This is a genomic window from Bartonella sp. HY328 (assembly GCF_025449335.1).
Taxonomy (GTDB): domain Bacteria; phylum Pseudomonadota; class Alphaproteobacteria; order Rhizobiales; family Rhizobiaceae; genus HY038.
The window spans coordinates 722,860-745,332 of record NZ_CP104883.1 but is presented as its reverse complement, the minus strand read 5'-3'; the positions used below and the strand labels follow the sequence as shown (position 1 = coordinate 745,332).

The 22,473-nt window shown below is 41.3% G+C and carries 17 protein-coding genes; 6 read left to right on the top strand and 11 right to left on the bottom strand.

What is annotated here, in order from left to right; translation table 11 throughout:
* Positions 1–95: 95 nt before the first annotated feature.
* A complete protein-coding gene (locus N5852_RS03070) occupies positions 96–401 on the top strand; it encodes a DUF4279 domain-containing protein (protein ID WP_262098953.1) in 306 nt (101 codons plus the stop codon).
* 175 nt (positions 402–576) lie between these two features.
* Here the strand turns inward: N5852_RS03070 and N5852_RS03065 are convergent, their stop codons facing one another.
* From N5852_RS03065 to argJ, 3 genes are read right to left on the bottom strand one after another with little or no spacing between them, the layout of a single operon-like run.
* Entirely contained in the window at positions 577–981 is a 405-nt protein-coding gene (locus N5852_RS03065) for a (deoxy)nucleoside triphosphate pyrophosphohydrolase (protein ID WP_182417675.1), read from the bottom strand.
* A gap of 45 nt (positions 982–1,026) precedes the next feature.
* Complete coding sequence (locus N5852_RS03060; RefSeq protein ID WP_262098952.1) at positions 1,027–1,836, bottom strand: GNAT family N-acetyltransferase; 810 nt, start codon at positions 1,834–1,836, stop codon at positions 1,027–1,029.
* The gene (gene argJ, locus N5852_RS03055; RefSeq protein WP_262099673.1) at positions 1,817–3,058 is read right to left on the bottom strand and encodes a bifunctional glutamate N-acetyltransferase/amino-acid acetyltransferase ArgJ; all 1,242 of its coding nucleotides are present in this window, start codon (positions 3,056–3,058) and stop codon (positions 1,817–1,819) included. Before argJ ends, N5852_RS03060 begins: the two co-directional genes overlap by 20 nt.
* Before the next feature lie 599 nt (positions 3,059–3,657).
* On the opposite strand from argJ, the gene N5852_RS03050 reads away from it, so the two are divergent.
* On the top strand, positions 3,658–4,257 hold the full coding sequence (locus N5852_RS03050) for a transglutaminase-like cysteine peptidase (protein WP_410004227.1): 600 nt from the start codon (positions 3,658–3,660) through the stop codon (positions 4,255–4,257).
* 216 nt (positions 4,258–4,473) lie between these two features.
* Positions 4,474–4,719: a hypothetical protein gene (locus tag N5852_RS03045; RefSeq protein ID WP_262098951.1), complete on the top strand. Its 246-nt coding sequence runs from the start codon at positions 4,474–4,476 to the stop codon at positions 4,717–4,719.
* Between the two features lie 104 nt (positions 4,720–4,823).
* Here N5852_RS03045 and N5852_RS03040 read toward each other — a convergent pair whose 3' ends face one another.
* From N5852_RS03040 to fdnG, 3 genes are read right to left on the bottom strand one after another with little or no spacing between them, the layout of a single operon-like run.
* On the bottom strand, positions 4,824–5,534 hold the full coding sequence (locus N5852_RS03040; RefSeq protein ID WP_262098950.1) for a formate dehydrogenase subunit gamma: 711 nt from the start codon (positions 5,532–5,534) through the stop codon (positions 4,824–4,826).
* Complete coding sequence (fdxH, locus tag N5852_RS03035) at positions 5,524–6,468, bottom strand: formate dehydrogenase subunit beta (RefSeq protein WP_262098949.1); 945 nt, start codon at positions 6,466–6,468, stop codon at positions 5,524–5,526. Before fdxH ends, N5852_RS03040 begins: the two co-directional genes overlap by 11 nt.
* An 11-nt stretch (positions 6,469–6,479) precedes the next feature.
* Positions 6,480–9,563 carry a formate dehydrogenase-N subunit alpha gene (fdnG, locus tag N5852_RS03030; RefSeq protein WP_262098948.1) on the bottom strand — a complete coding sequence of 1,028 codons (3,084 nt, stop codon included), beginning with the start codon at positions 9,561–9,563 and terminating at the stop codon, positions 6,480–6,482.
* A 491-nt stretch (positions 9,564–10,054) separates the two neighbouring features.
* On the opposite strand from fdnG, the gene N5852_RS03025 reads away from it, so the two are divergent.
* Positions 10,055–10,291, top strand: a complete 237-nt coding sequence (locus tag N5852_RS03025; protein WP_262098947.1) for a DUF2093 domain-containing protein — start codon at positions 10,055–10,057, stop codon at positions 10,289–10,291.
* Positions 10,292–10,606: 315 nt separating this feature from the next.
* Here the strand turns inward: N5852_RS03025 and N5852_RS03020 are convergent, their stop codons facing one another.
* Positions 10,607–11,233 (bottom strand): Spy/CpxP family protein refolding chaperone, encoded by a 627-nt coding sequence (locus tag N5852_RS03020; RefSeq protein ID WP_262098946.1) that lies wholly within the window; start codon positions 11,231–11,233, stop codon positions 10,607–10,609.
* 697 nt (positions 11,234–11,930) lie between these two features.
* Between N5852_RS03020 and N5852_RS03015 the strand changes: the two genes are divergently transcribed.
* On the top strand, positions 11,931–12,551 hold the full coding sequence (locus tag N5852_RS03015; RefSeq protein ID WP_262098944.1) for a L,D-transpeptidase: 621 nt from the start codon (positions 11,931–11,933) through the stop codon (positions 12,549–12,551).
* 267 nt (positions 12,552–12,818) lie between these two features.
* Here N5852_RS03015 and N5852_RS03010 read toward each other — a convergent pair whose 3' ends face one another.
* The 3 genes from N5852_RS03010 to ileS all read right to left on the bottom strand — a co-directional run bounded on the left by N5852_RS03010 (position 12,819) and on the right by ileS (position 20,473).
* Positions 12,819–15,797, bottom strand: a complete 2,979-nt coding sequence (locus tag N5852_RS03010; protein ID WP_262098943.1) for a hypothetical protein — start codon at positions 15,795–15,797, stop codon at positions 12,819–12,821.
* Between the two features lie 587 nt (positions 15,798–16,384).
* Complete coding sequence (locus N5852_RS03005; protein ID WP_262098942.1) at positions 16,385–17,041, bottom strand: hypothetical protein; 657 nt, start codon at positions 17,039–17,041, stop codon at positions 16,385–16,387.
* A gap of 513 nt (positions 17,042–17,554) precedes the next feature.
* Positions 17,555–20,473, bottom strand: coding sequence for an isoleucine--tRNA ligase (ileS, locus tag N5852_RS03000; RefSeq protein ID WP_262098941.1), 2,919 nt, complete (start codon positions 20,471–20,473; stop codon positions 17,555–17,557).
* A gap of 778 nt (positions 20,474–21,251) precedes the next feature.
* On the opposite strand from ileS, the gene N5852_RS02995 reads away from it, so the two are divergent.
* Entirely contained in the window at positions 21,252–21,620 is a 369-nt protein-coding gene (locus N5852_RS02995) for a hypothetical protein (RefSeq protein ID WP_262098940.1), read from the top strand.
* Positions 21,621–21,810: 190 nt separating this feature from the next.
* On the opposite strand, the gene N5852_RS02990 is transcribed toward N5852_RS02995, so the two are convergent.
* Complete coding sequence (locus tag N5852_RS02990; RefSeq protein ID WP_262098939.1) at positions 21,811–22,419, bottom strand: YceI family protein; 609 nt, start codon at positions 22,417–22,419, stop codon at positions 21,811–21,813.
* Positions 22,420–22,473 lie beyond the last annotated feature (54 nt).

Below are 22,473 nucleotides of genomic sequence, written 5' to 3'. Positions count from 1 at the left end.
GTTTCTTTGTTAATATATCCGAATGACTTTTTAGTATTAGATATAACCCAAGGAATGAATATTCAACCGAAACGATCATTCCAAAAGGGCGATATTTGGATAACATCGAGAGGCATAAAAAAACACATGAAAACTCTTTATGGGAATTGAGCAGTGAAAATTTTGTAAATTCTTTAGACATAAGAAGGCATTTAGATTGGTTATTAAATGAGTTAAAACCATCAAAAAATTATTTACTACATTTGCAAAGAGATGAAAAAATTCAAATGTATGTTAAAGGCATCTGGTGGTCAAAATATGGAGATGGCGGCCCAATGATTTGGCCCGAGCACATGGCGCTTTTGGCGGAAATGAATTTAGAGTTAGGCTTTGAAATATCTTTTTTTGGTAAAGACGAATAATGACACAGCCTATCGCTCTAATAGGTCACATGCCTATTTTGCGCAAAGGTTAATCTTGATCCGCACCATTATATTGGTAAATCAGTGATGGACACACAATAGAGTTTTGAAAACGCAAATGGTCTACCCATTGCAACGAACCAAATTCATGCGCCGCCCAGCTCAATCCAAATAGTTATCCCAAAAGATCACGCAAAACTGGAATAAGTGGCAGGTCTGCTGGCGGCATAGGATAATCTTGTAACTTATCCGCCCGCACCCATTTTAACGCTTGCCCCTCGCGTCCGCTCGCAATCCCCTCAAAACGCCGACAAATATAGAGTGGCATCAATAAATGAAAATCATCATAGGTGTGGCTTGCAAAACTTAATGGCGCTAAGCAATCAATCTTGGTGGTAATACCAAGTTCTTCATGAAGCTCGCGGATGAGAGCTGCTTCTGGCTCCTCGCCCTGCTCAACCTTTCCACCTGGAAATTCCCAAAGCCCTGCAAGGTTTTTACCTTCTGGACGCTGTGCCAATAAAATACGATTATCAGCATCAATAAGTGCGCAAGCGACAACCAATAATAATTTTTTCATATAATTTCCAATATCACAATGATGTGGGATTTCACTTTTAAATATTTAATCGACTATATAGTAATCATAAGCATAGATTTTTTTAAAACCAAAGCTTTGATAAAGATGCAAAGCTGTTGCATTTGTGCTTTCAATTTGCAGCCAAACAAAGCGAATAGTATCAAAAAGCCGTAAATATTCCAAAACAGCATTAAAACTTTGTCGCCCCAACCCTTGCCCACGCATATTGGGGGCAAGTGCAAAGTCAAACATTCCGATTATGCCATTGTCGTCCACCAAAAATATATTAGCAAAAATCTGGCCATTTATTTTAAAAATAAGTGGATATGATTTTGCTTCACAGCGCTGCACCAGTTGATTTAGCGGCTTAACTTCGCTTGGTTTAGCTTGATGATGAGCAATCGAAATTTCAGCGTAAAGCTGTGGGTCAACAAGTTCTATCGACATATTGCCAATTGTAACACTTTCAGCAAATAGGTTAAGATCAGCAATTGGGCAATCGTCAAAGGTTGCAAGCACATCCCTGCCCTTTAAATCCAACACATAAACGCCAACACTTGCCAAAACTTTCCACTGGTGGCGCTCGACATAATTTAAAATTTTTGGTGCACTTAATGGAATGAGCCGTATGGCCAAAGGCTTTTCTAGATGGCTTCCACAATGGGCAAGCACTCGCTGCTCAATATCATGATCATCAGCCATATTAAGCGGCGTCACATTATTTAGGCGTTTAAACGGGCTGTCTGGCGTTTTACGCACCAGCCAATCACCATCATAATAAGTTGTTTCAGCAACCCAACTGCGATAATAGCTATTTTCAAGCTGTTGGATAAGATTAGCTACGGTAGTCGCCATTGATTGCCACATATTCCTTAGTTAAATCACAAGTCCAAACCGTTGCCTCACCATTACCAAGGCCAATATCAACGCCAATCATGACTTCGCTATTTTTCATATAATTTGATGTTGCTTCTTCACTATAATCGGGGTCACGTTCGCCATCAACTGCCACGCGAATATCACCAAACCAAATTGCTAACCGGTCACGATCTGCTTCTTCCCCTGCTTTACCAACGGCCATAACCACCCGTCCCCAATTGGCGTCTTCGCCGGCAACAGCTGTTTTGACCAATGGCGAATTAGCAATCGACATAGCAATTTTTTTGGCAGCTTTATTATCCATGGCTCCACGCACATTAATTTTTATAAGCTTTCTTGCCCCTTCGCCATCGCTTGCCACTTGCACAGCAAGATCTTGCAAAACATCATTAAGGGCTGCTTTAAACACAGCAAAACGCGGATCAGCTTCATCGCTTATTGGCTTGACGCCTTGTTCCAAAGCCGTACCAGTTGCAAATAGCAGCAAAGTATCAGATGTTGATGTATCGCTATCAACGGTAATTGAGTTAAAACTAATTTCGGTGCCAATGCTCAATGCTTTTTGTAATAATATGCTTTCAATTGGCGCATCAGTTACAACAAAAGACAACATGGTTGCCATATCAGGCGCAATCATACCAGCGCCTTTTGCCATGCCATTAATGGTGAGCTTAACGCCATCAATCTCAAAACTACGCGTTGCTACTTTGGGAAATGTGTCAGTTGTCATAATGGCGCGCGCTGCATCAAGCCAATAATCTTCGCGCATTGTTTCAACCATGCCATCCAAAACATTGGTAATACGGCTTGCATCCAATGGCTCGCCAATAACACCCGTAGATGCAAGATAAATTTCATCCTCACGGCATGATAAAATAGCTGCTGCTGCTTCTGCCGTTTTTGTAGTGGTGACCTTGCCCTTTTTGCCTGTAAATGCATTGGCATTACCAGAATTAACCACAACAGCTTTTGCTTTACCGTGGTCTAGCGAAGCGCGGCAATGATCGACCGTTGCTGAAGGGCACCGCGAACGCGTAAACACACCTGCAACATCAGCAGGTTGATCAAAAACGAGAAATAATAAATCAGTACGGTTTTTATATTTAATGCCAGCCTGTGCTGTTGCCATGCGCACGCCCTTTAGGCTTGGCATATCAGGATAGGATTGTGGCGCAAGAGGCGAAATAGCTGTCATAATATAGCTTTCCTTTTAAAGACTTAAAACCGTAAAACAAAAATGATAGGCGAAATAGCAAAGCAAGTGTAGAGCATTTTATACGAAAGTGAAGAAATTTTTAAACCAAAAATTACTGCACAAACACTTTTATTTAAGGCCTTTTTCCAGAAATTTTATCAGTAAGAATCGCCTTGAAAGCCCACCTATACCACTCTCTTATTATTTTATATGAAGCGCCGCTTTGCGTTAACAAATAAACCGATGAAAAACGCAAAATATGCATATTTACTAATATGTATACCAAACCCAACCACCTTGATAAAATTTAAGGTGTGGATGATGCTTATATTCTGTTCAACAACTCTTGATTAAAACTGTAACAATTATTGTTAAACCAACCAACCTATTGATTTTAAGTATTTTTATTTATTAACCATTTTTTAATAATTATGCAATTGTGGCTTTTGTGTCATTGACAGTCCCCCCTTAAGCAGTGTTAACCTTTTGTTAATAATTCGCCAAAGACATGCCATAAAGACTAAAATCCACTGTTACAAAGTGGTCTTATTGCCAAATGGTCTTGTTGAAGTGATTTGAATTTTAATACAGGTTAAGTTGTAATGCGTAAAATCTGCCAAATTGCTCTGCTTGCCACTAGCTTTTGCCTCACATCAGGTAGCCTTGCGCTTGCCAGTAGCCCATTCATGAAAACTGGTTTCATTACATCTCAACCGATTGGCCATTATGAATTTTGCCAAAGATTGCCGAAAGAGTGCAATCAAAAAGACCGCAATCCTGTTGCCATCAAACTGACCCAAGAAATTTGGGATAATATTTTATTTGTCAATTATGACGTCAATACCCGCATCCGTCCAGCGACAGACATGGAACTTTACGGCAAGGAAGAATATTGGGCTTATCCTGTTGATGCAGGTGATTGCGAAGATTATGTGCTTTTGAAGCGCCGTGAGCTACACCAACGCGGCATCCCCCTATCAAGCCTACTTATCACCGTTGTACGTAAGCCTGATGGTGAAGGCCATTCAGTTCTCACCATTCGAACTGACCGTGGTGATTTTATTTTAGATAATTTACGCGATAAGGTTTTGAATTGGAAAGATACTGAATATCTTTATCTTAAACGCCAATCAACCCAAAATACAGGTCAGTGGGTATCAATCGAACAACCAGAAGATTTGCTTGTTGGTGCGGTTAAATAGCGATAATTTGCAATCATTGCCGCATTAAATTTTGCCCAAACCCTCTTCTAAATGGCAAATAAAGAGCTTGCTGATGAATGATAATATTATTATTAAAAAATTGCTTAAACCTGTTGATGACCTAAGGCAAGAATTATCACGGTTTAATGGTGATCTATGGAAAAAATCAAATTTAGAATTACATTATGATTTTAGTGAATCGTCATTCATATTTTGATGCAAAAGGATGAAGATTTAGAGCAATGCTACAAAAAGGTTCGTGAATTATATCTTAACAAAGACCCAATTCTCTATTCCTTTGAAATAGATGCTTATTTCTTGGCCAAAGCCAATGATGATTGCTACCATCAATTTTCATTCATGTCATTTACCAATTTTTTAGCTGGTGAAACATTAGATGGGCCCTTAGACCCTAATATTTATGATGTTAGAGTGATGTACTATATTTCTAGCATGTTTTAATACTGCTATTCTATCAAAACATATAAAGCTTAATTTTGGAAAACCCACTTTATAAAGGATTAAAGCACTTTAACTCTAAGCGAGGTAAAGTGCTTTAAATTATCTTACTTCTTTGTCGTTTTGTTTTGCTCTTCAGGCTCCTTAATAAGATCTTTATTGGCAATAATAGCACGGTACCATTTACGGTGGTGTTGCCAAGCAAAACCGCCAGTTACCTTACCCTTTATCATTGCACCTAATGACCCACGAATCCAGTAAACCGCATACATGTGGAAAATCCAGATTGCGATAATAATAACTGCCATCAGCGAGTGAGCAAGCAAGGCATAGCGCTGCAATTCAATGCTAAAATATTGCGCAAAATAGGCTTGCCAAACCATAAAGCCCGAAACGATAAGAATAATCAAACCCATCGACATTGCCCAGAAAATACATTTCTGGCCAAAATTATATTTGCCAATTTCCGGTAAATTTTCTTCATTATTGCCAAGAACATCATGGACCTGCATAGCCCATTTTAAATCGGAATTTTCCCAAATGTTTAAACGCCAAAAACGGAAAAATAAGCCAGCGAAACTCAAAACCATCACAACGCCAATAAAGGGATGAATGGCGCGTATGACCTGACCACCGCCAAAAAGATGGGCAATAAAAAACAAAGGTGGCCAATACATAGCAAGGCCAGTTAAAGCAAGTAAAATCATTGAACCAGCAGCGATCCAATGATTAATCCGCGCACCAACGGTATAGCGGTTTACAATAACCGGTTCACCATCAGTGACGATATCGCCTTTTTCGTAATATTTATGCTTCATCTTCGGCCTCCTTCAAGGCTTCTTTAGCCTCGATCTCTTCCTTTTTCTTAACGCGGCTTGCACCAAACATCAAAGCATGGGCGGCAGTTGCAACAATAGCCCCTGTAATCGCGCTAATACCAACATATTTGGAAATGCCTTTCCATGTTTTAACAATCGGCGATATTTTTGGCTCATCGGGCAAGTTAGCATAAATATGGGGTTGATCATTATGATGCAAAATATACATCACATGAGTACCACCAACGCCTTGCGGGTCATAAAGGCCAGCCTTATCATAACCACGCGAATTCAAATCCTTAATTCGATCTTGCGCATGGGCTTTCATATCGCCCTTGCTACCAAACATAATGGCTTCAGTTGGACAAGATTTGGCACAAGCAGGTGCTTGACCAACAGCCAAACGATCAGAGCAAAGAGTGCATTTATAAGCCTTATGGTCAACTTTTGAAATGCGCGGAATATTAAATGGACAGCCTTTAACGCAATAGCCACAGCCAATGCACTTATCATGGACGAAATCAACGACACCATTTGAATATTGTACAATAGCACCGGGTGACGGGCAAGCCGCAAGACAACCGGGCTCTGAGCAATGCATGCAACCATCCTTGCGGATAAGCCACTCGAATTGATCGGTTTCTGGATTAATCCACTCCGAAAAGCGCATCAAAGTGAAAGCATCAGGCGAAAGATCATGAGGATTTTGGTACGACCCGACATTTTCTTCAATTGGCGGCGTTAACTCATTCCATTCTGTACAGGCTGATTGGCAGGCTTTACAGCCAATGCAGCGTGACACGTCAATGAGTTTTGCAATTTCTTCAAGCTTTCGGCTAGGCTCCGGCAAGCTTGATGCCGAAGCCTTTATGTAATCATCAGGACCAAATTTAGGTTTTATCTGTCCCTCGCTGGGAGGATTAATATTGACCATTTACTTCCTCCTTAACTTACATCAACTGGCGCGCGTGATGGCTCGATATTGACAAGAAATGCCTTAAACTCCGGTGTATTGGAATTGGCATCGCCAACAAATGGTGTCAGCGAATTTGGACCAAAGCCCTTTTTCGCCGCGCCAACAAAGCCCCAATGCAATGGAATACCAATGACATGAACCTTTTGACCATCACAATTGAGTGGACGGATACGCTTAGTTACCAAAGCTTTAGCAAAGACACTGCCGCGTTTATTCCATACACGCACCCAACCGCCGCGCTCAATTTTCTTTTCTTCCGCCAATTCTTCTGAAATCTCGACAAAGAATTGCGGCTGCAAGGCAGCATTGACTGGATTATTCTTAGTCCAATAATGGAAATGCTCGGTCAAGCGATAAGATGTTGCCGCATAAGGGAATTCAGAACGATCTCCCAATTGTGCTAAATCTTTCTCAAATATGCGTGCCACCGGATTGCCGCGAATATGCGGAGCAACCAAATTGGTCATTGGCGATTCGAATGGCTCATAATGAACAGGGAATGGTCCATCACGCAAACCCGCCAATGAAAATAACCGCGCACTACCTTCGGCATTCATAATGAATGGGCCGACACTGCGTGGGTCAGAAGTTGGCGTGGTATCTGGAACGTCGAAACCACCCCATTTCTCACCATCCCACTCAATAATCTTACGATCCTTATCCCAAGGCTTACCATCAAGATCGGCAGAAGCGCGATTATAGATAATACGTCGATTGGCTGGCCATGCAAAAGTCCATTTTTGATAAAGACCGGCATTGTCATAGTCGGTATTATCGCGCCGTGCCATGATATTGCCGTCCTCGGTATAAGAACCGGCATAAATCCAGCAACCACTTGCAGTTGTACCATCATTGCGAAGTGCCGCAAAACCTCCAATTTGTTTGCCTTTTTCAAGGATCTTCTTGGTTGGGTCCTTGTCATCATAAACGTCTTCAAGGACATAACCATTCATTTCCTTGGCAAGCTCATGAGGTGACGGATCTTCCGGATCTTCATAGGGCCAATGAAGATTGACGATAGGATCTGGGAACACACCGCCTTCTTCTTGGTAGAGCTTTTTCAAGCGCAAGCCAATTTGTGCCATAATCCAAGTATCAAACTTTGCTTCACCAGGAGGATTTTGGCCTGCCCAATGCCATTGCAACCAACGACCAGAATTCACCACTGCGCCTTCATCTTCGGCAAAGCAACTAGTTGGGAATTGGAATACTTCAGTTTGAATATCTTTGGGGTCGTAATTGTTAAAATCACCATGATTTTCCCAAAAACGTGCAGTTTCCGTTTCTAACGGATCCATCACCACCAAATATTTCAACTTAGACAAAGCACGCTGTACTTTAGCGCGATTAGGGAATGATAAAACCGCGTTAAAGCCCTGACAGAAATAGCCGGTCATCTGGCCATTATCCATCATTTCAAAAGCTTTTAGAATGTCATAATTGGCAATATCTAGCTTTGGCAGATAGTCATAGGCCCAATCATTTTCTTTTGTTGCAGCTTTGCCCCACATTGACTTTTGGAAGGAAACGAAGAATTTATCGTAATTTTTCCAATAGCTTACCTGATTGGGTCGCAAAGGTTTAAACTGGCGGGTTGAAAGATAGGTCTTTAAATCGACCTCTTTTTCATTGGGAATATTCATATAGCCCGGCAATAGATTGGACATCAAGCCAACATCAGTAAGACCTTGAATATTTGAGTGACCGCGCAACGCATTCATGCCGCCACCACGCACACCAATATTGCCAAGGATAAGCTGAAGCATCGCCATGGTACGAATATTTTGCGAGCCTTTAGAATGCTGCGTCCAACCAAGCGCATACATGGAAGTCATGTTTTTGGTTGGGCTTGAACATTCTGCGATCATTTCGCAAATTTTAAGGTATTTATCCGTTGGTGTACCACAAATGCGGTTTACCAATTCAGGCGTATATTGTGCGACATGTTTGCGCAAAAGCTGCCAGACACAGCGAGGGTGCTGCAATGTCTCGTCAATTTTTGCAAAGCCATCATCGCCCATTTCATAGGCCCAACTAGATGTATTATAACTGCGGCTTTCTTCGTCATAACCGCTAAACAAACCATCCTTATACTCAAATGTATCTTTGATGATAAAGGCAGCATTGGTATAATGGCGCACATATTCCCACTGCACCTTATCATGTTCCATGCAGTAGCGGATAACACCAAGCAAGAATGCAATGTCACTGCCCTGACGGATAGGCGCATAATAATCTGCCACCGATGCCGAGCGGGTAAAACGAGGATCAACAACAATAAGCTTCGCACCCCGATGCTCTTTAGCATGAGTTACCCATTTGAAGCCGCAAGGATGCGCTTCAGCTGCATTGCCGCCCATAATAATGGCAAGATCAGTTGCACGGATATCCGTCCATGCATTCGTCATTGCACCACGACCAAATGTTGGGCCCAGACTGGACACCGTTGGGCCGTGTCAAACGCGTGCCTGATTATCAAAAACCAGCATGCCTGACGAGCGCACTACCTTATAGGTTAAAAAAGCTGTTTCATTGGTTGTCGCAGAAGCTGCAAGAAAACCAGTTGAAATCCAACGATTAACCGTTTGACCTTTTTCATTTTTCTCGACAAAATTTTTGTCGCGGTCATCTTTCATATAGCGAGCAATTTTATCCAGAGCCTCGCCCCAGCTAATATCCTCAAAATGATCAGAACCCGGTTTGCGAACCTTTGGTTTGGTTAAGCGCGTTGGCGCATTAACCGTATTGAAAAGCGCCGCACCCTTTGGACATAAAGTACCACGATTGGTTGGATGATCAACATCGCCTTCAATATGAACGATTTTAGCATCGCCCTTTTCCATAGTACCCTTAGCATAAAGGATAATACCACAGGCGACAGAACAATAGGTACAGGTATTACGGGTTTGCTGAGTGGCGGCTAGTCGATAAGGACGAATGGCACTATGCACAGCGGCCTCTGCCTCGTCAAAACCTAGCGCGCCAAGCGCTGTTACAGCAACCCCCGCGCCTGCACCCTTTAAAAAGGCGCGCCGCGAGATCTCAAAATTCATGGCGGATATCCTCCATCTCTATCAGCACATTAGTGAATTATTGTTTTTTTAGCTTCACCAAACTGCTGTCAAAACATTGCTTTATTTTGCGGCGCTCAGCTTTGCATCCTTGAACCTTAGTTTTTTCACCGTAGATTCCAGCAAGGCAAGTACCTATTTAAAGGCGCATGCATAGAATTATTCTAACACAATGTCAAAGAATTAGAACGGTTAAAAGTCAATTCTAGGTGAGAATATCAATTTACACTGATTTTCTTGTGTAACAGCCTCTAATGAGATGAAGAATGTTTCAATTTGAAGCAGTTACCGCTTTAATCAAAATAACAGTTTTTAGAACCAATAAGCGATTACTGAAATTTTTTTACAGATTTTTAAAAGCACTGGCTGCTTTTAAAACATAGGTGACCAGAAAACTATTTGCAAAACGAACAAATTATTCTATTGATAATACAAAATGATAGCATAAAAACTGCGCCTAAAAGGAATTTAATATGGATATTAACAATTTACGCGGGAATGAAGCTAAGCTTCAATATAAGGGTGGCGATTACGTTATTGAAATTCCAGGAACCTATGTTTTATGTGCCGTTAGTGGCGAAAAAATTCTGCTTGATGATTTACGCTATTGGAATGTAGAGCGCCAAGAAGCCTATGCGACTTGTCAAATTTCCTATGAGCGAGAATTGGAATGCAACCCCCACCTGCGTGACGTACTTGCTAAGACTTAAATTAGGCCTAACCCTATCTATACGCTAAAGAATTACTGATTTAATAATTTTCAATAATCACTGAGCATGTGCATTCTTGTACACTCACGACAGCAATTGACACATTCACCTAACATGAAATAGCACTATAAGTATTAATTTTTAATTATTTCAGCCTACTATTTTGGAAAATCGCATTTGTATAATTTTTAAAACTCCCAACATATAAAACCATGCATTTTCTTTATTGAAGATGCATGGTTTTATATTAGGAGTTTTCAGGGTATAGGCTCAGCCCTAGACTACACAAGCTTAAGCTGAGAAATTAGTAAATTACTAATGCGCTTTATGCACATCTGCTGGCTTTTTTGCTTCAGGATGGGAAGGTTTACCATGATGAGGCTGAGCGTGAGGCTTATGTTCACCGGCGGGCGCAGCATGGTGAGGCTTTTTATCGCCGTCATGCTCTGCACGCATTTCACGCGCCAAATTATTTAAACGGGTTAGCTGTTCTGGGGTTAACTTTTCACGCAATTCTTCAGCGGCTTTTTTAAATACTTTTGCTTTTTCAGCCTGCTCAATCATGCGATCTGCCATGCGCTCACCTAAAATGCGCTCTTTTGGACCTTCTCCATCATCACCTTCGCGCGGTGGCTTAGCATCACGTGGCGGCTCAGGCATCAAACCAATAAGTGCCGCAGTATAAGCACGCCAACTATCCAGCTGGTCAGATTTAATACCAATTGCAGTTTCTATAGCAGCAAGACGCTCGGCCATACGCAAAGCATGGCGCTCAGGGCCCGCTACATGTTCACGAGAACCAGGCCCTACTGGCTTTGCAGCGTCAGTCGGCGCTTGTTCTGCATGGGGTGGTGTAGGCTTTGGAGCATCAGGAGCTGCAAATGCAAAACCTGGTAAAGCAAGCGCACCAACCATCATGGTAGAAAATAATAATTTTTTCATTTTTTACTCCATCACATAAAATTAAACAGTTTTTAAATATCTAAAGCTGGTCTTTTACAACTTTTGTTACCTTAGCATTGACTCCAATTAAGGCAAAAATAGGTTTTTAATAAGTCTAAACAGTGATTTGACGACAGAAATACATTAATTATTTGCAATAATTCTTTTAGCAAAGATTAACTTTCTGTAATGTTTTGAAAAACGAAATACATAATTATAAAAAATTATTTAATATCGATATAATTACTTACCTTCTATAATTTTATAAAATATATATAAAAATAAACTAATTATAATTAAAATTTATAGTATTAATTATATATTCAATATACTTACCAAATAATACTTGTACTCACATAAGAAAAAAGAATGATATTATTTTGAGATTATTGCAACTATGTATCACACGTGAACAGCACTAATATTATGAGAAAGCCCGCAATATCATATATGGCCAAAAGACATAGTGCAAAAAATTATTATAATATACAAAATATTTTTTAAATGAAGCAAAGTATATTAAGGTTAATTGTATATTAATATTTATATACACAAATGATTGTTAATCTTTAATACCATCAAAGCCAAAATTTGCAAGATTTTTTAATATAAAAGACTAAACTAACTACACGTCGTGCAATGGTTACAACTCAATACATTAAGTAAACCATACTTCAATTTAACATAGGATAATATAATGAACCTGAAACGAGTATTCAGCAGCTTAGCATTATTCGGTGCATTGGCAACATCTGCCTGTGTAACCAGTGAAGGTCCCACAAGCGTTACTTCAACTTATCCACTTGTTCGCGACGCAGGCTACACAATACCCGCTATAGAACAAAGCAAAATAAAGCCTGAATTTCGTCGCCAACTGGTCAACTATCCTACCACAGAAAAAGTTGGAACATTAATCGTAGATACCCAAGTTAAATTTTTATTCCGCGTTATGCCAAATGGCAAAGCAATGCGCTACGGTATCGGCGTTGGGCGTGGTGGCTTTCGCTGGTCGGGCACCGCTTATATTGGGCAAAAAAAGGAGTGGCCAACTTGGACCCCTCCTGCATCAATGGTACGCAGACAACCGCAACTAAGACAATATGCTGGCGGCATGAAGCCGGGGCTTAATAATCCACTTGGGGCGCGGGCACTTTATTTATATAAAAACGGTCGCGATACCATTTACCGCTTACATGGCACACCAGAATGGTGGACAATTGGTAGCAATGTATCATCTGGCTGTATTCGCTTAACCAATCAGGATGTGATGGATCTTTACAACCATACGCCAACTGGAACAAAAGTTATTGTACAATAGCAAAATTTTAGTGCTTTACGACGAAATACTATGGCAAAGGGCGATTTTAATAAAATATGCGATTCTCTAGAACAATATAGTATTACTCATTTATTACAACGCACAGTGTTACGATATTACCTCGTCGGCACTTACTAAAAGCCGCAAATTTCTTTGCGGCAAAACATAAGTAAAGACATAAAATAAGAGCGTTTTACCATCCAAATCTAACATGGTAACACGCTCTTATTATTTTAAAGATTGAAACTTATTGTTTTAAATTGCTTATTATTGAACTGGTGGTGCAGAAGGAACAGGTACAGAGCCAGGAGCAGGAACCGTCGCTGGGGTGCTAGGCACAGGCACATTTTGTGGCAACAACACAGGCGCAGGAGCTGCAACTGACGGCGTATTTTGTATAGGTGATGCACTTCCACCTGTTGTAGACCTTGCCCCTTCCCTTACGCGGTTGGCATTTTGCGTCCATGGTCCTTTGGCAATCCAATCATCAATAACTTGCTTAAAGATATTATCACCAAAATCACCTTTATCGATAACAAACTCACTGATACGGCCATTTTCATATATTACAGGAATAACTATCCAGCGAAACTGCCGCATCACATCAAGATTAAGATTGCGATTACTACCACTTGCATTAGAAGAGACAGCAATAACAAAGAAATTATCATCGACTTTTGCGGACAACATTCCCGATAACTCTTGACCCGTTGAGTTTTCAGCAGCTTTAAACTTGACTCTTCCTATATCAGCCACAGATCCACCATCAAAATTCTCCGGAACGATGAAAATAAGATCAATCAAAAAATCAGCATTAATCGATGGATCGTCATTGGGACGAATAGTGATTTTGGCGGTTAAATCTTTCTCTGGAATGATAATATCACCACGAACAGCTAGCTCATCTGGACCATCATTCTTGCCTTTATTGCGAATAAGCTTCCAATCAACAATACCTGGGCTTACAGAAGCAGGCAAAATTGATGTTGACCGCTCATAAAATTTAGCTGTTGCACTGCGTTGTGCAATAGAAGTGGCTTGGGTTAATGAAGTACCCTCGCTACCAGTATCCGCCCCCTGCTCAGAAAGCCCAGCAGTAACTTCGCTACCATCTGGCAATAGGCGTTTTGTGGTTTTATCAGCTATAGGTGTGGTTGGTGAATTTTGTTCTGATTGATCAGCAACTTCAGGCGGCGTCACAACTGGCTCATCACCTAAAGAGGCTTTATCAGCATCTGTAACAGCCGGCACATCAGGCGTTATGATTTCTGGCTTTGTTTCACCAGTACTGCCACCAGCATCGGTAATTGCGGGCGGCGTTGTGGGCTCACTTGCCTCTTGCGCCTTATTACCTTCTAAATAAAAGTAAACCCCAGCTGTAGCTGCTGCAATTATAATGACTAAAACAAAAAGGATAATGCCAATGTGACTGCGTGTGCGATTTTGCTCCTTCCGAGCTGACTGGTTAAATATATCAGAAACCAGATCAAAATTATCGTCCACTTTACGCGCAGAAATATCGTCAATTTTTAATGAACTTTTATCATCACTTTTCAGCTTTAGATCATCATTTATAAATGATGATGCCCGTTGATCATTCGTATCGCTATCGGTTTCGGCCTTTGTAGCTGTGGCGCGCACCAATGGCGGCATAGGCATAATATCATCATTTTTGCCGCGCGAAATATCTTTACGTGAACCAGCAATATCACGTTCTGCAGCGATATCAAGATTGCCGTCAAAAGCCCGATAAGAGGAAGGATCAAAATTGCTGTTTTCAGTTTTACGCGGCAAGATTGTTCTTGCCCCCTCAATGCTAAGACGCGCATCAACTTCTAGAACAGCGTTTTCTTTTGAATCTAACTGTTCTTCACTGGCTTGCTGTGCTAGATCTTCCTTTTCAGCCTGTGCTTTCGTGGCTAATGCCGCATCATCTGCATAAGGCAACACTTCGAGCCCTGCATCACTAGGTGCCTCTGATACGGGAATATATATCTTTGCCTTTGCATCAAGCTGTGCCTGTTGCTCAGCTTTTAGTTCCTCTTGCTTAGCAACTTCTAGTTGTTCTTGAGCAAGGCGAAGCTGCTCTGCCTCAAGCTTTGCACGCTCTTCTGCTTGCTTTAAAGCCTGTTCCTCGGCAATACGGCGCTCTTCTTCGCGTTTACGCTCATTTTCTTCAAACTTTGCCCGTTCCTCAGCTTGTTTTAGAGCCTGCTCACTTGCAATACGTCGTTCTTCTTCACGCCGACGCTCATTTTCTTCAAATTTTGCGCGCTCTTCAGCCTGCTTTAAAACCTGCTCTTCTGCAATGCGGCGTTCTTCTTCACGCAAACGCTCATTTTCTTCAAACTTTGCGCGCTCTTCAGCCTGCTTTAAAACCTGCTCCTCTGCAATGCGACGTTCTTCTTCACGCAGGCGCTCATTTTCTTCAAATTTTGCTCGCTCTTCAGCTTGCTTTAAAGCCTGCTCGGCCGCAATACGACGCTCTTCTTCACGCAGGCGTTCAATTTCTTCAAACTGTGCTTGCTCGTTTGCATTGGAATTAACACTAAAGACGCGGGATGTTTCTGTGGAATTGCTTAAACGATGTTGATCTGCAATTGGCAAAACAAATGAGTCCGATACAGTTTCGCCTGCGGCTGGCTCATTAACAGCGCCAAAGCTATGCGATTCTTGTGTAAATTGACTGCTATTTTGCGAGGCTAAATCTGCAGAATCATTAAAGTTACCCTCACCTAATGATCTGTCAACATATTGACTATCAACACTAATTTGTGCTGGGCGACCTTCATAGTCACCTTCTGGCGCTTCAGGCAATACGGATGGCTCTATTGAACCTTCATGCTCAGGCAATATACTGGGTGATGTTGCCTGCAAAGGCTGCTCAATTAGCGTTTCGGTACTGTCATTATGCTTGCTAATTGGCGGCTCATATTGCTGATTTTCGTGCGATAGTTGTACCGCTTGATTTTCAACGCTGTCAACTTCTTGAGAAACGCTTTCATCAAACGAAAAACCTAAAAGCTCATCAAGCCCTTCTTGTGCAAGATAATAGGCCTCCACCTCATCAATAGCGCGTTGCAAGATTGCGCGCTGCTCATTGACAACCTCAAGCGCAAGCGGACTTTCAGAAAGCTTACGCTCAACTGCGGCCTTTGCACGTTCATAAATACGCTGCCGCAACTGCGGCGTCATATTGCTTTGTGCGTCTATGGTTTTTTTTAAAAGTCCTACAAAGTCTGCCATAAAGCGATAAATCTCTTACATTTAGTACTTATTTTCATATATATAAGCTTCTAATGCATTTATGGAAGAGTGTGAAGCCGTTTTATAAAAGATTCCGATATTGGGTTAATAAAACAGTCTTTTAACTATAAAATACCATATAATCGACATGCATGAAGCTAGGTCAATATACTAATTTAGTTAAATATCTTAACTTGGATGCAACGAAATAGTACAAAATGATACATGATAAGGTGAGTCGCGCTTTTTGTTAATCGGTAATATATAGCTAACATTAGCACAAACGCGTACCCGCTTATTTTTATACTCTATTGAATTAAAAATTTTAAAGTCACAAACTCGATGTGTTTTGCTAGAATGCCACTTTAAAACTTGTAAATAGCAAATCCCCGTTTGGAGAGTCTAAAGCACCTCCAATACCAATAGATTAAGCTTTTGCTTAACAACAAGCGTCAGAATGAAGAATCTAGGACCAGAACCTATAAGGGTTAATTGGTTATTACCGCAGCTATGATAAGTTTTTTCAATTATAAAAAAGCCGATTTGCTGCAACAAACCGGCTTCAAAACTATTATTTTTACTGGCGCCTAAAAGGGCCAAAGGCTGCTTTTCTTGCCTGATTTAGCCTTACGTTCACGCTCTTTTTGCGCTTCATCAGGCCCTTGTTCATCAATCGGCGCCGAAGCTGCTGGCTGGCGATAAGCAATTGGCGGTTCACTTAGATATTTACGCTGAGTAGCGCTGCCACCACCGGCTTCTTTTTTAAGGCGCTGATATTCTTCACGCTGCTTTTTAGCCGTTGTTTGATTAGGCATTCTATCCGCCCGTTCTGCAGCAGAATCAATACCCGTCGCCAAATAGCGCTCTGGATTACCTGGTGAACTGGTAATCGGTGATACATAATTAGGATTGTTTTGGTTGGCGGTCGCCTCTGCACGTAAGCGTGCACGCCTCTGCTCAGGTGATTCTGGCCAGTCTGGTGAACCTGCACTTGCAACACTTTGTTGAGGGGCAGGCAAATTATTTCTGGTTGCTTCATTAGGGCGCACAAGTTCAGGCCGTGGCTTTACTTCAATACCGGAGTTTTTACTGGTGCGGAATGAAAAAAGGTTTGAAAAATCATCGACCATTTGTTGGCCGGATGATTTATCCGTACCATAGGTTGGGCCGCTGACACAGCCAGACACACTAATGCTCAATACTAGAGTTCCAGTAATGATAATACCTGTTTTTAGTTTGCTCACCTTAGTCATCATCCTTTTAGGATCAATCATCTTGGGCCAGTTTTACAACCATTAAAGACGACTACTCATTTTCTACCCAATCGTTCGCATCAAACGATCTATTTCTTTAATTATTATACGGTGTTCATATGATATCATATCAAACCGAATATGAATATATAGCCTATAAATCGCTATAATATTTAGCTATGCTAACAACTATTTGCCGATAAAACCATTACTAAATTTTGCAATACTCTACAATCACAGGTAACGCAAATTATCTGACAAATAATACTGCAACCAATTAATTCAAAGCAGATGTCGCAAATTTAAAGCAAAAATGCAAGATTTTAATGCACTTGCATGTTTACGTCTACAAAACCACTATAATATACACCCACATAACTTAGCGCAACCCGCCATAATACCGGCACTTACACTAAGCCATATTTTATTGCGCTTAAGGTACAATTCTGGCAGCAGCAAGGCAAAATGCGTTGAAAGTGATTAAACTTTCAACACAAGTTTTTACTAAGCTAACAGTCCCAACTCTTTTAACTCGCGCAATGCCAATGCATCACGCAATGAGACATCTGGATATTCGGGATCATTACCCACATCCTGTGTATAACGCCATGAGCGCGCGCATTTATTGCCAGTAGCTTTTTGCGGCAATACCGCAACATTGGCAACCTCATCCAAACGGAATGCGTCATCAGGCGCAGGCGCATTCGTGATCATGATATCGCTAGTGATAGCAATTTCAGCCATATCAAGCCCTTCAACTGCTTTCAACAATTCAACGTCATTGATATAAACGATTGGTGCAGCTTCAAGCGAAGAACCAATGCGCTTATCAGCGCGTTCAAGCTCCAAGGCACCAGTAATCGCTTTACGCACATGGCGCACTTTACGCCAACGCTCTGAAACGTCATCGTTGCGCCACTCTGCCGGTGTTTGTCTAAATTGCTCAATATGCACAGTTTTTGCATTTGGATAATGAGCAAGCCAAGCTTCTTCACAAGTGAACGGCAACATAGGCGCAAGCCAAGTAACAATACGTTCAAAAATATGGCGCACGGTTTGCAGGGCAGCCTTACGGCGAATGGAGGATGGAGCATCGCAATAAAGCGCATCTTTGCGGATATCAAAATAAAATGCCGATAAATCTACAATACAAAAATCGACTAAGGCACGACTAATGCGTTTAAAATCAAAGGCATCATATTCTGTGCGCACCAATTCGTCTAACTCATAAAGACGATGAAGCATGAGTTTTTCAAGTTCTGGCAAATCCGCATAGGCAATATCTTCGCCGCTATCATGGGCAAGAGTCCCAAGCATCCACCGCATGACATTACGTAGCTTGCGATAAGAGTCGACACTGGTTTGAATGGTATTTTTACCAAGACGTTGATCTTCCCAATAATCGGTATTCATCACCCAAAGACGCAAAATATCAGCGCCGGATTGTTTAATGATTTCTTGTGGCGCAACAACATTGCCTAAAGATTTAGACATTTTGCGGCCCTTTTCGTCCAAGGTAAAACCATGGGTTAGAACCGCATTATAGGGCGCGCGACCGCGTGTTGCACAACTTTCAAGCATTGATGAGTGGAACCAGCCGCGATGCTGATCTGAACCTTCAAGATAAAGATCGGCAGGCCATTTAAGATCAGGACGATCCTCTAAGGTGAATGTATGAGTTGAACCAGAATCAAACCAAACATCAAGAATGTCGCTTACCATCTGCCAAGGTTCACCTGCACGGCTACCAAGGAAACGTTCACGCGCACCTTCTTTAAACCAAGCGTCTGCGCCTTCCACTTCAAAGGCTTCTAGAATGCGTGAATTTACTGCTGCATCGAGTAAGATCTCGCCGTCTTCATTGGCGAAAATAGCAATTGGTACGCCCCATGTACGTTGGCGTGACAACACCCAATCAGGGCGATCTTTCATCATCGCATATAAGCGATTTTGGCCAGCTTGCGGCACAAAACGCGTATCTTCAACCGCCTTTAAGGCGCGGCTACGCAATGTTGTTCCATCGCCAAGATCTTTGTCCATATAGACAAACCATTGCGGTGTATTGCGATAAATAACCGGCTTTTTGGACCGCCAACTATGGGGATAATCATGCGTGATACGGCCACGAGCGAAAAGATGATTGCGGGCGATTAACTCATCCATAACTGATTTATTGGCGTCCCCCATCTTGCCATTATCATCGATAACACGGGCCGCTCCACCTTCACGATCAGCGCCAAAGCCCGGTGCGTCACTGGTATAAAAACCACCATCATCAACAGGGAAAGGAATACTTGGATCAATGCCAAGACTTTGCAATTTGCGAGTTGATGAAAGCCAGATGTCAAAATCTTCACGACCATGGCTTGGCGCCGTGTGCACAAAGCCAGTACCTGCATCATCGGTGACATGATCGCCATCAAGAAGCGGTACAGTAAATTCATAGCCGCCGCCAAAACCTTGCAATGGGTGGAATAGGAGAGTTGCGCCAAGTTCATCACTATTGACATCGCGCAACTTTTTAAAGGTAAGCTTTGCTTTTTCTGCGCAGGCTTGTGCAAGATTATTAGCAAAAACAACCTTTTCGCCAGCCTGCGGCCCAAAATCATTTTCAGCCGCTACAATCTCATAAAGTCCATAGGCAATTTTTGAAGAAAAAGAAACAGCCCGGTTACCAGGAATTGTCCAAGGTGTCGTTGTCCAAATAACAACAAATGCGTCTTTAAGATCTTCTGCTGGCGTATTTTTAACTGGAAATTTAACCCAAATAGCATCAGAAACATGGCTATGATATTCAACTTCCGCCTCAGCCAAAGTTGTGCGTTCAACCACCGACCACATAACTGGCTTTGAACCGCGATAAAGCTGGCCACTCATAGCAAATTTCATCAGTTCGCCAGCAATACGTGCTTCAGCGTGGAAAGCCATAGTCGTATAAGGCTGTTCAAAATCACCAATGACACCAAGGCGCTTAAACTCTTCTGATTGAAGCCCAATCCACTGGGCTGCAAATTCGCGGCACTCTTGACGAAATTCATTGACTGGAACATCGTCTTTATTTTTACCGGCATTGCGGTATTTTTCTTCAATTTTCCACTCAATCGGCAAGCCATGGCAATCCCAACCAGGGACATAATTGGCATTAAAACCACGCATTTGATAAGAACGGGTAATAACATCTTTCAAAATTTTATTAAGCGCATGGCCAATATGAATATTGCCATTGGCATAAGGAGGGCCATCATGCAAAACATATAAGGGGCGGTCTTTGGCTTCTTCACGCAACACTTTGTAAAGATTCATTTCTTGCCATTTTGCCAAAATTTCTGGCTCACGCTGCGGCAAGCTTGCGCGCATGGGAAAATCGGTCTTTGGCAAAAATAGCGTGGTGGAATAATCAACTGTCTGGTTGGTATCAGTCATTGAAAAATCTTTCTGATTGTCTTTTTGACAATATAATTGGAAATAAGCTTATTATATTGAAACGATCAATATAGGCAAATTTGAATTGGCAACAAAGCGCAATAGCGCTGACTATATTTAATGGTTACCCACCATTAAACGGCATAAAAATCCCCGGACCTTTTCATGACCTAATCGGCCAGATAAAAGGCCGGGCGACTAATTCGCCCGTCAATTCGTCTGCTACATATTATAAATATACTTTTTCCATAATGTTTCATAAAAGCCTTTTACAACGGACTTTATCGAAATAAAACAAAAATTATCTAAAATTATAGAAAAAAGCTATTTCTTTAAAACCCATAAAGAAATGCAAGTGGCCTTTTATATCCCGAAGGCATTTCATTTTCATCAAAATCAACTCGAAAACTATTGCAATATAAAACCAAAGATTTGTGATTTTGAACTCAAAAAATATATATTAAAATGACTGATTAGAATGTTATTTTACCCATATATCATTATTTCAACTAAAGCAGGACGACATGAAGAAAATTTGGACCAGTGCTTTTGCACTTATCTTTATAGGCGCGTTTTGCAGTGCAAACGCCCAACCGGTTCCCCAATCAGCAGTTGACGCGTTAATGCAATGCGACAACAGTTTCTTTAGGAAATAAAAAAAATACCGAGCTTCAAGGGCCTCTCCAATCAGTTAAATACGACCAATATCGAAGCGAAGGGAAGTTTATCCGTACCTTTAAATTATACTACAGCTGAAGGTATAAAAATCAATAAATTTGTGATTGATTATTCTGATTTTGATTTATTTAAGAAACAAGGAATGCCCGGACCACAGGGCAAATATTATTATTGGGGGTTTGAATCACCTCAATCATTAAAACAAATTATTTCTTTACTTTCTAAAAACAAAAAACTTATTCAAGATAGAGAGATTTATATTTATAATCCGATGATAAAAACTGGAAAAAATGGCAAATGGCAGCAAAATAGAAATGCAATGCACGGCACTATACCAAGCCCAGAAGTCGCTGAAAAAGTGCTTATTATCGAGCAACGTAAAAAACCAAAAGTTGTCACTATTTCTTGCACGCTACAAGGCAATGTCAGCAAACAAGATCTTATTGCAGCCGGACTGCATAAGAAATAGCAATTAATTAAGAAACCGCACCACAAGATGCTTAGAGCGCATTTCGATCTGTTTGGATCAGATCGGCGCTCAAATCTATTGTTTACACCGCGTTTTTTGTCTGAAAACCGCTTCACACTTTTTTAAAAACGCTCTAATAAAAATCCGCCCTATGCGCCAAATTGGCTAAAACATAGGGCGGATTAAACTATTATTGCTGATGGAATTCGGTTTCAATAACCAGATTTACATCATCGCTAACCATTGGCACCATGGCGCTTAAACCAAATTCAGAGCGTTTAATAACGCCTTTAGCTGAAAAACCAAGGGCTGCCTTTTTAGTCATAGGATGCGGCGTAAGAGCTGTATTAAAGGTAACATCCAAAGTTACTGGTTTGGTTACACCGTGGAATGTCAAATCACCAGTTACTTTACCAGTCTTTTCGCCAGTTACTTCAATAGCAGTTGATTTGAAAGTAATGGTTTTATACTGAGCAACATCAAAGAACTTTTCGCCAGCTAATTCTTCATTAAACTTATTAGGTTCCGACTGGTGATTGGTGTCAACCGAAGCTGGATCTACAGTAACTTCAAGAGTTGATTTTGAAACATCTGCTGGATCGAGAACAAGGTTACCTTCAATTTTATCAAAGCGGGCAATGTAATTTGAAAGGCCAAAGTGCGAAACACTCCAAAGCAGATTAGTGTGGTTTGGATCCAAAGAATAATTGCCTTGTGGAGCCTCAATTGAAGCAGCATGCGCAAAGCTGCTGCTTACAGCAAGAAGAGCAACGGTAGCAAGGGTCTTGATAAGGCGCATAAAAAATTCCTTTTGGTTTACGATAACTTGTTGTTAGAGTAACTCAATAGAAGA

Coding starts and splice junctions, on each gene's coding strand:
- N5852_RS03050 (WP_410004227.1), top strand. CDS start 3,658: ATGCGTAAAATCTGCCAAATTGCTCTGCTTGCCACTAGCTTTTGCCTC.
- N5852_RS03020 (WP_262098946.1), bottom strand. CDS start 11,233: ATGAAAAAATTATTATTTTCTACCATGATGGTTGGTGCGCTTGCTTTA.
- N5852_RS03040 (WP_262098950.1), bottom strand. CDS start 5,534: ATGAAGCATAAATATTACGAAAAAGGCGATATCGTCACTGATGGTGAA.
- N5852_RS03015 (WP_262098944.1), top strand. CDS start 11,931: ATGAACCTGAAACGAGTATTCAGCAGCTTAGCATTATTCGGTGCATTG.
- N5852_RS02990 (WP_262098939.1), bottom strand. CDS start 22,419: ATGCGCCTTATCAAGACCCTTGCTACCGTTGCTCTTCTTGCTGTAAGC.
- N5852_RS03025 (WP_262098947.1), top strand. CDS start 10,055: ATGGATATTAACAATTTACGCGGGAATGAAGCTAAGCTTCAATATAAG.
- N5852_RS03045 (WP_262098951.1), top strand. CDS start 4,474: ATGCAAAAGGATGAAGATTTAGAGCAATGCTACAAAAAGGTTCGTGAA.
- ileS (WP_262098941.1), bottom strand. CDS start 20,473: ATGACTGATACCAACCAGACAGTTGATTATTCCACCACGCTATTTTTG.
- N5852_RS03065 (WP_182417675.1), bottom strand. CDS start 981: ATGAAAAAATTATTATTGGTTGTCGCTTGCGCACTTATTGATGCTGAT.
- N5852_RS03010 (WP_262098943.1), bottom strand. CDS start 15,797: ATGGCAGACTTTGTAGGACTTTTAAAAAAAACCATAGACGCACAAAGC.
- N5852_RS03060 (WP_262098952.1), bottom strand. CDS start 1,836: ATGGCGACTACCGTAGCTAATCTTATCCAACAGCTTGAAAATAGCTAT.
- fdxH (WP_262098949.1), bottom strand. CDS start 6,468: ATGGTCAATATTAATCCTCCCAGCGAGGGACAGATAAAACCTAAATTT.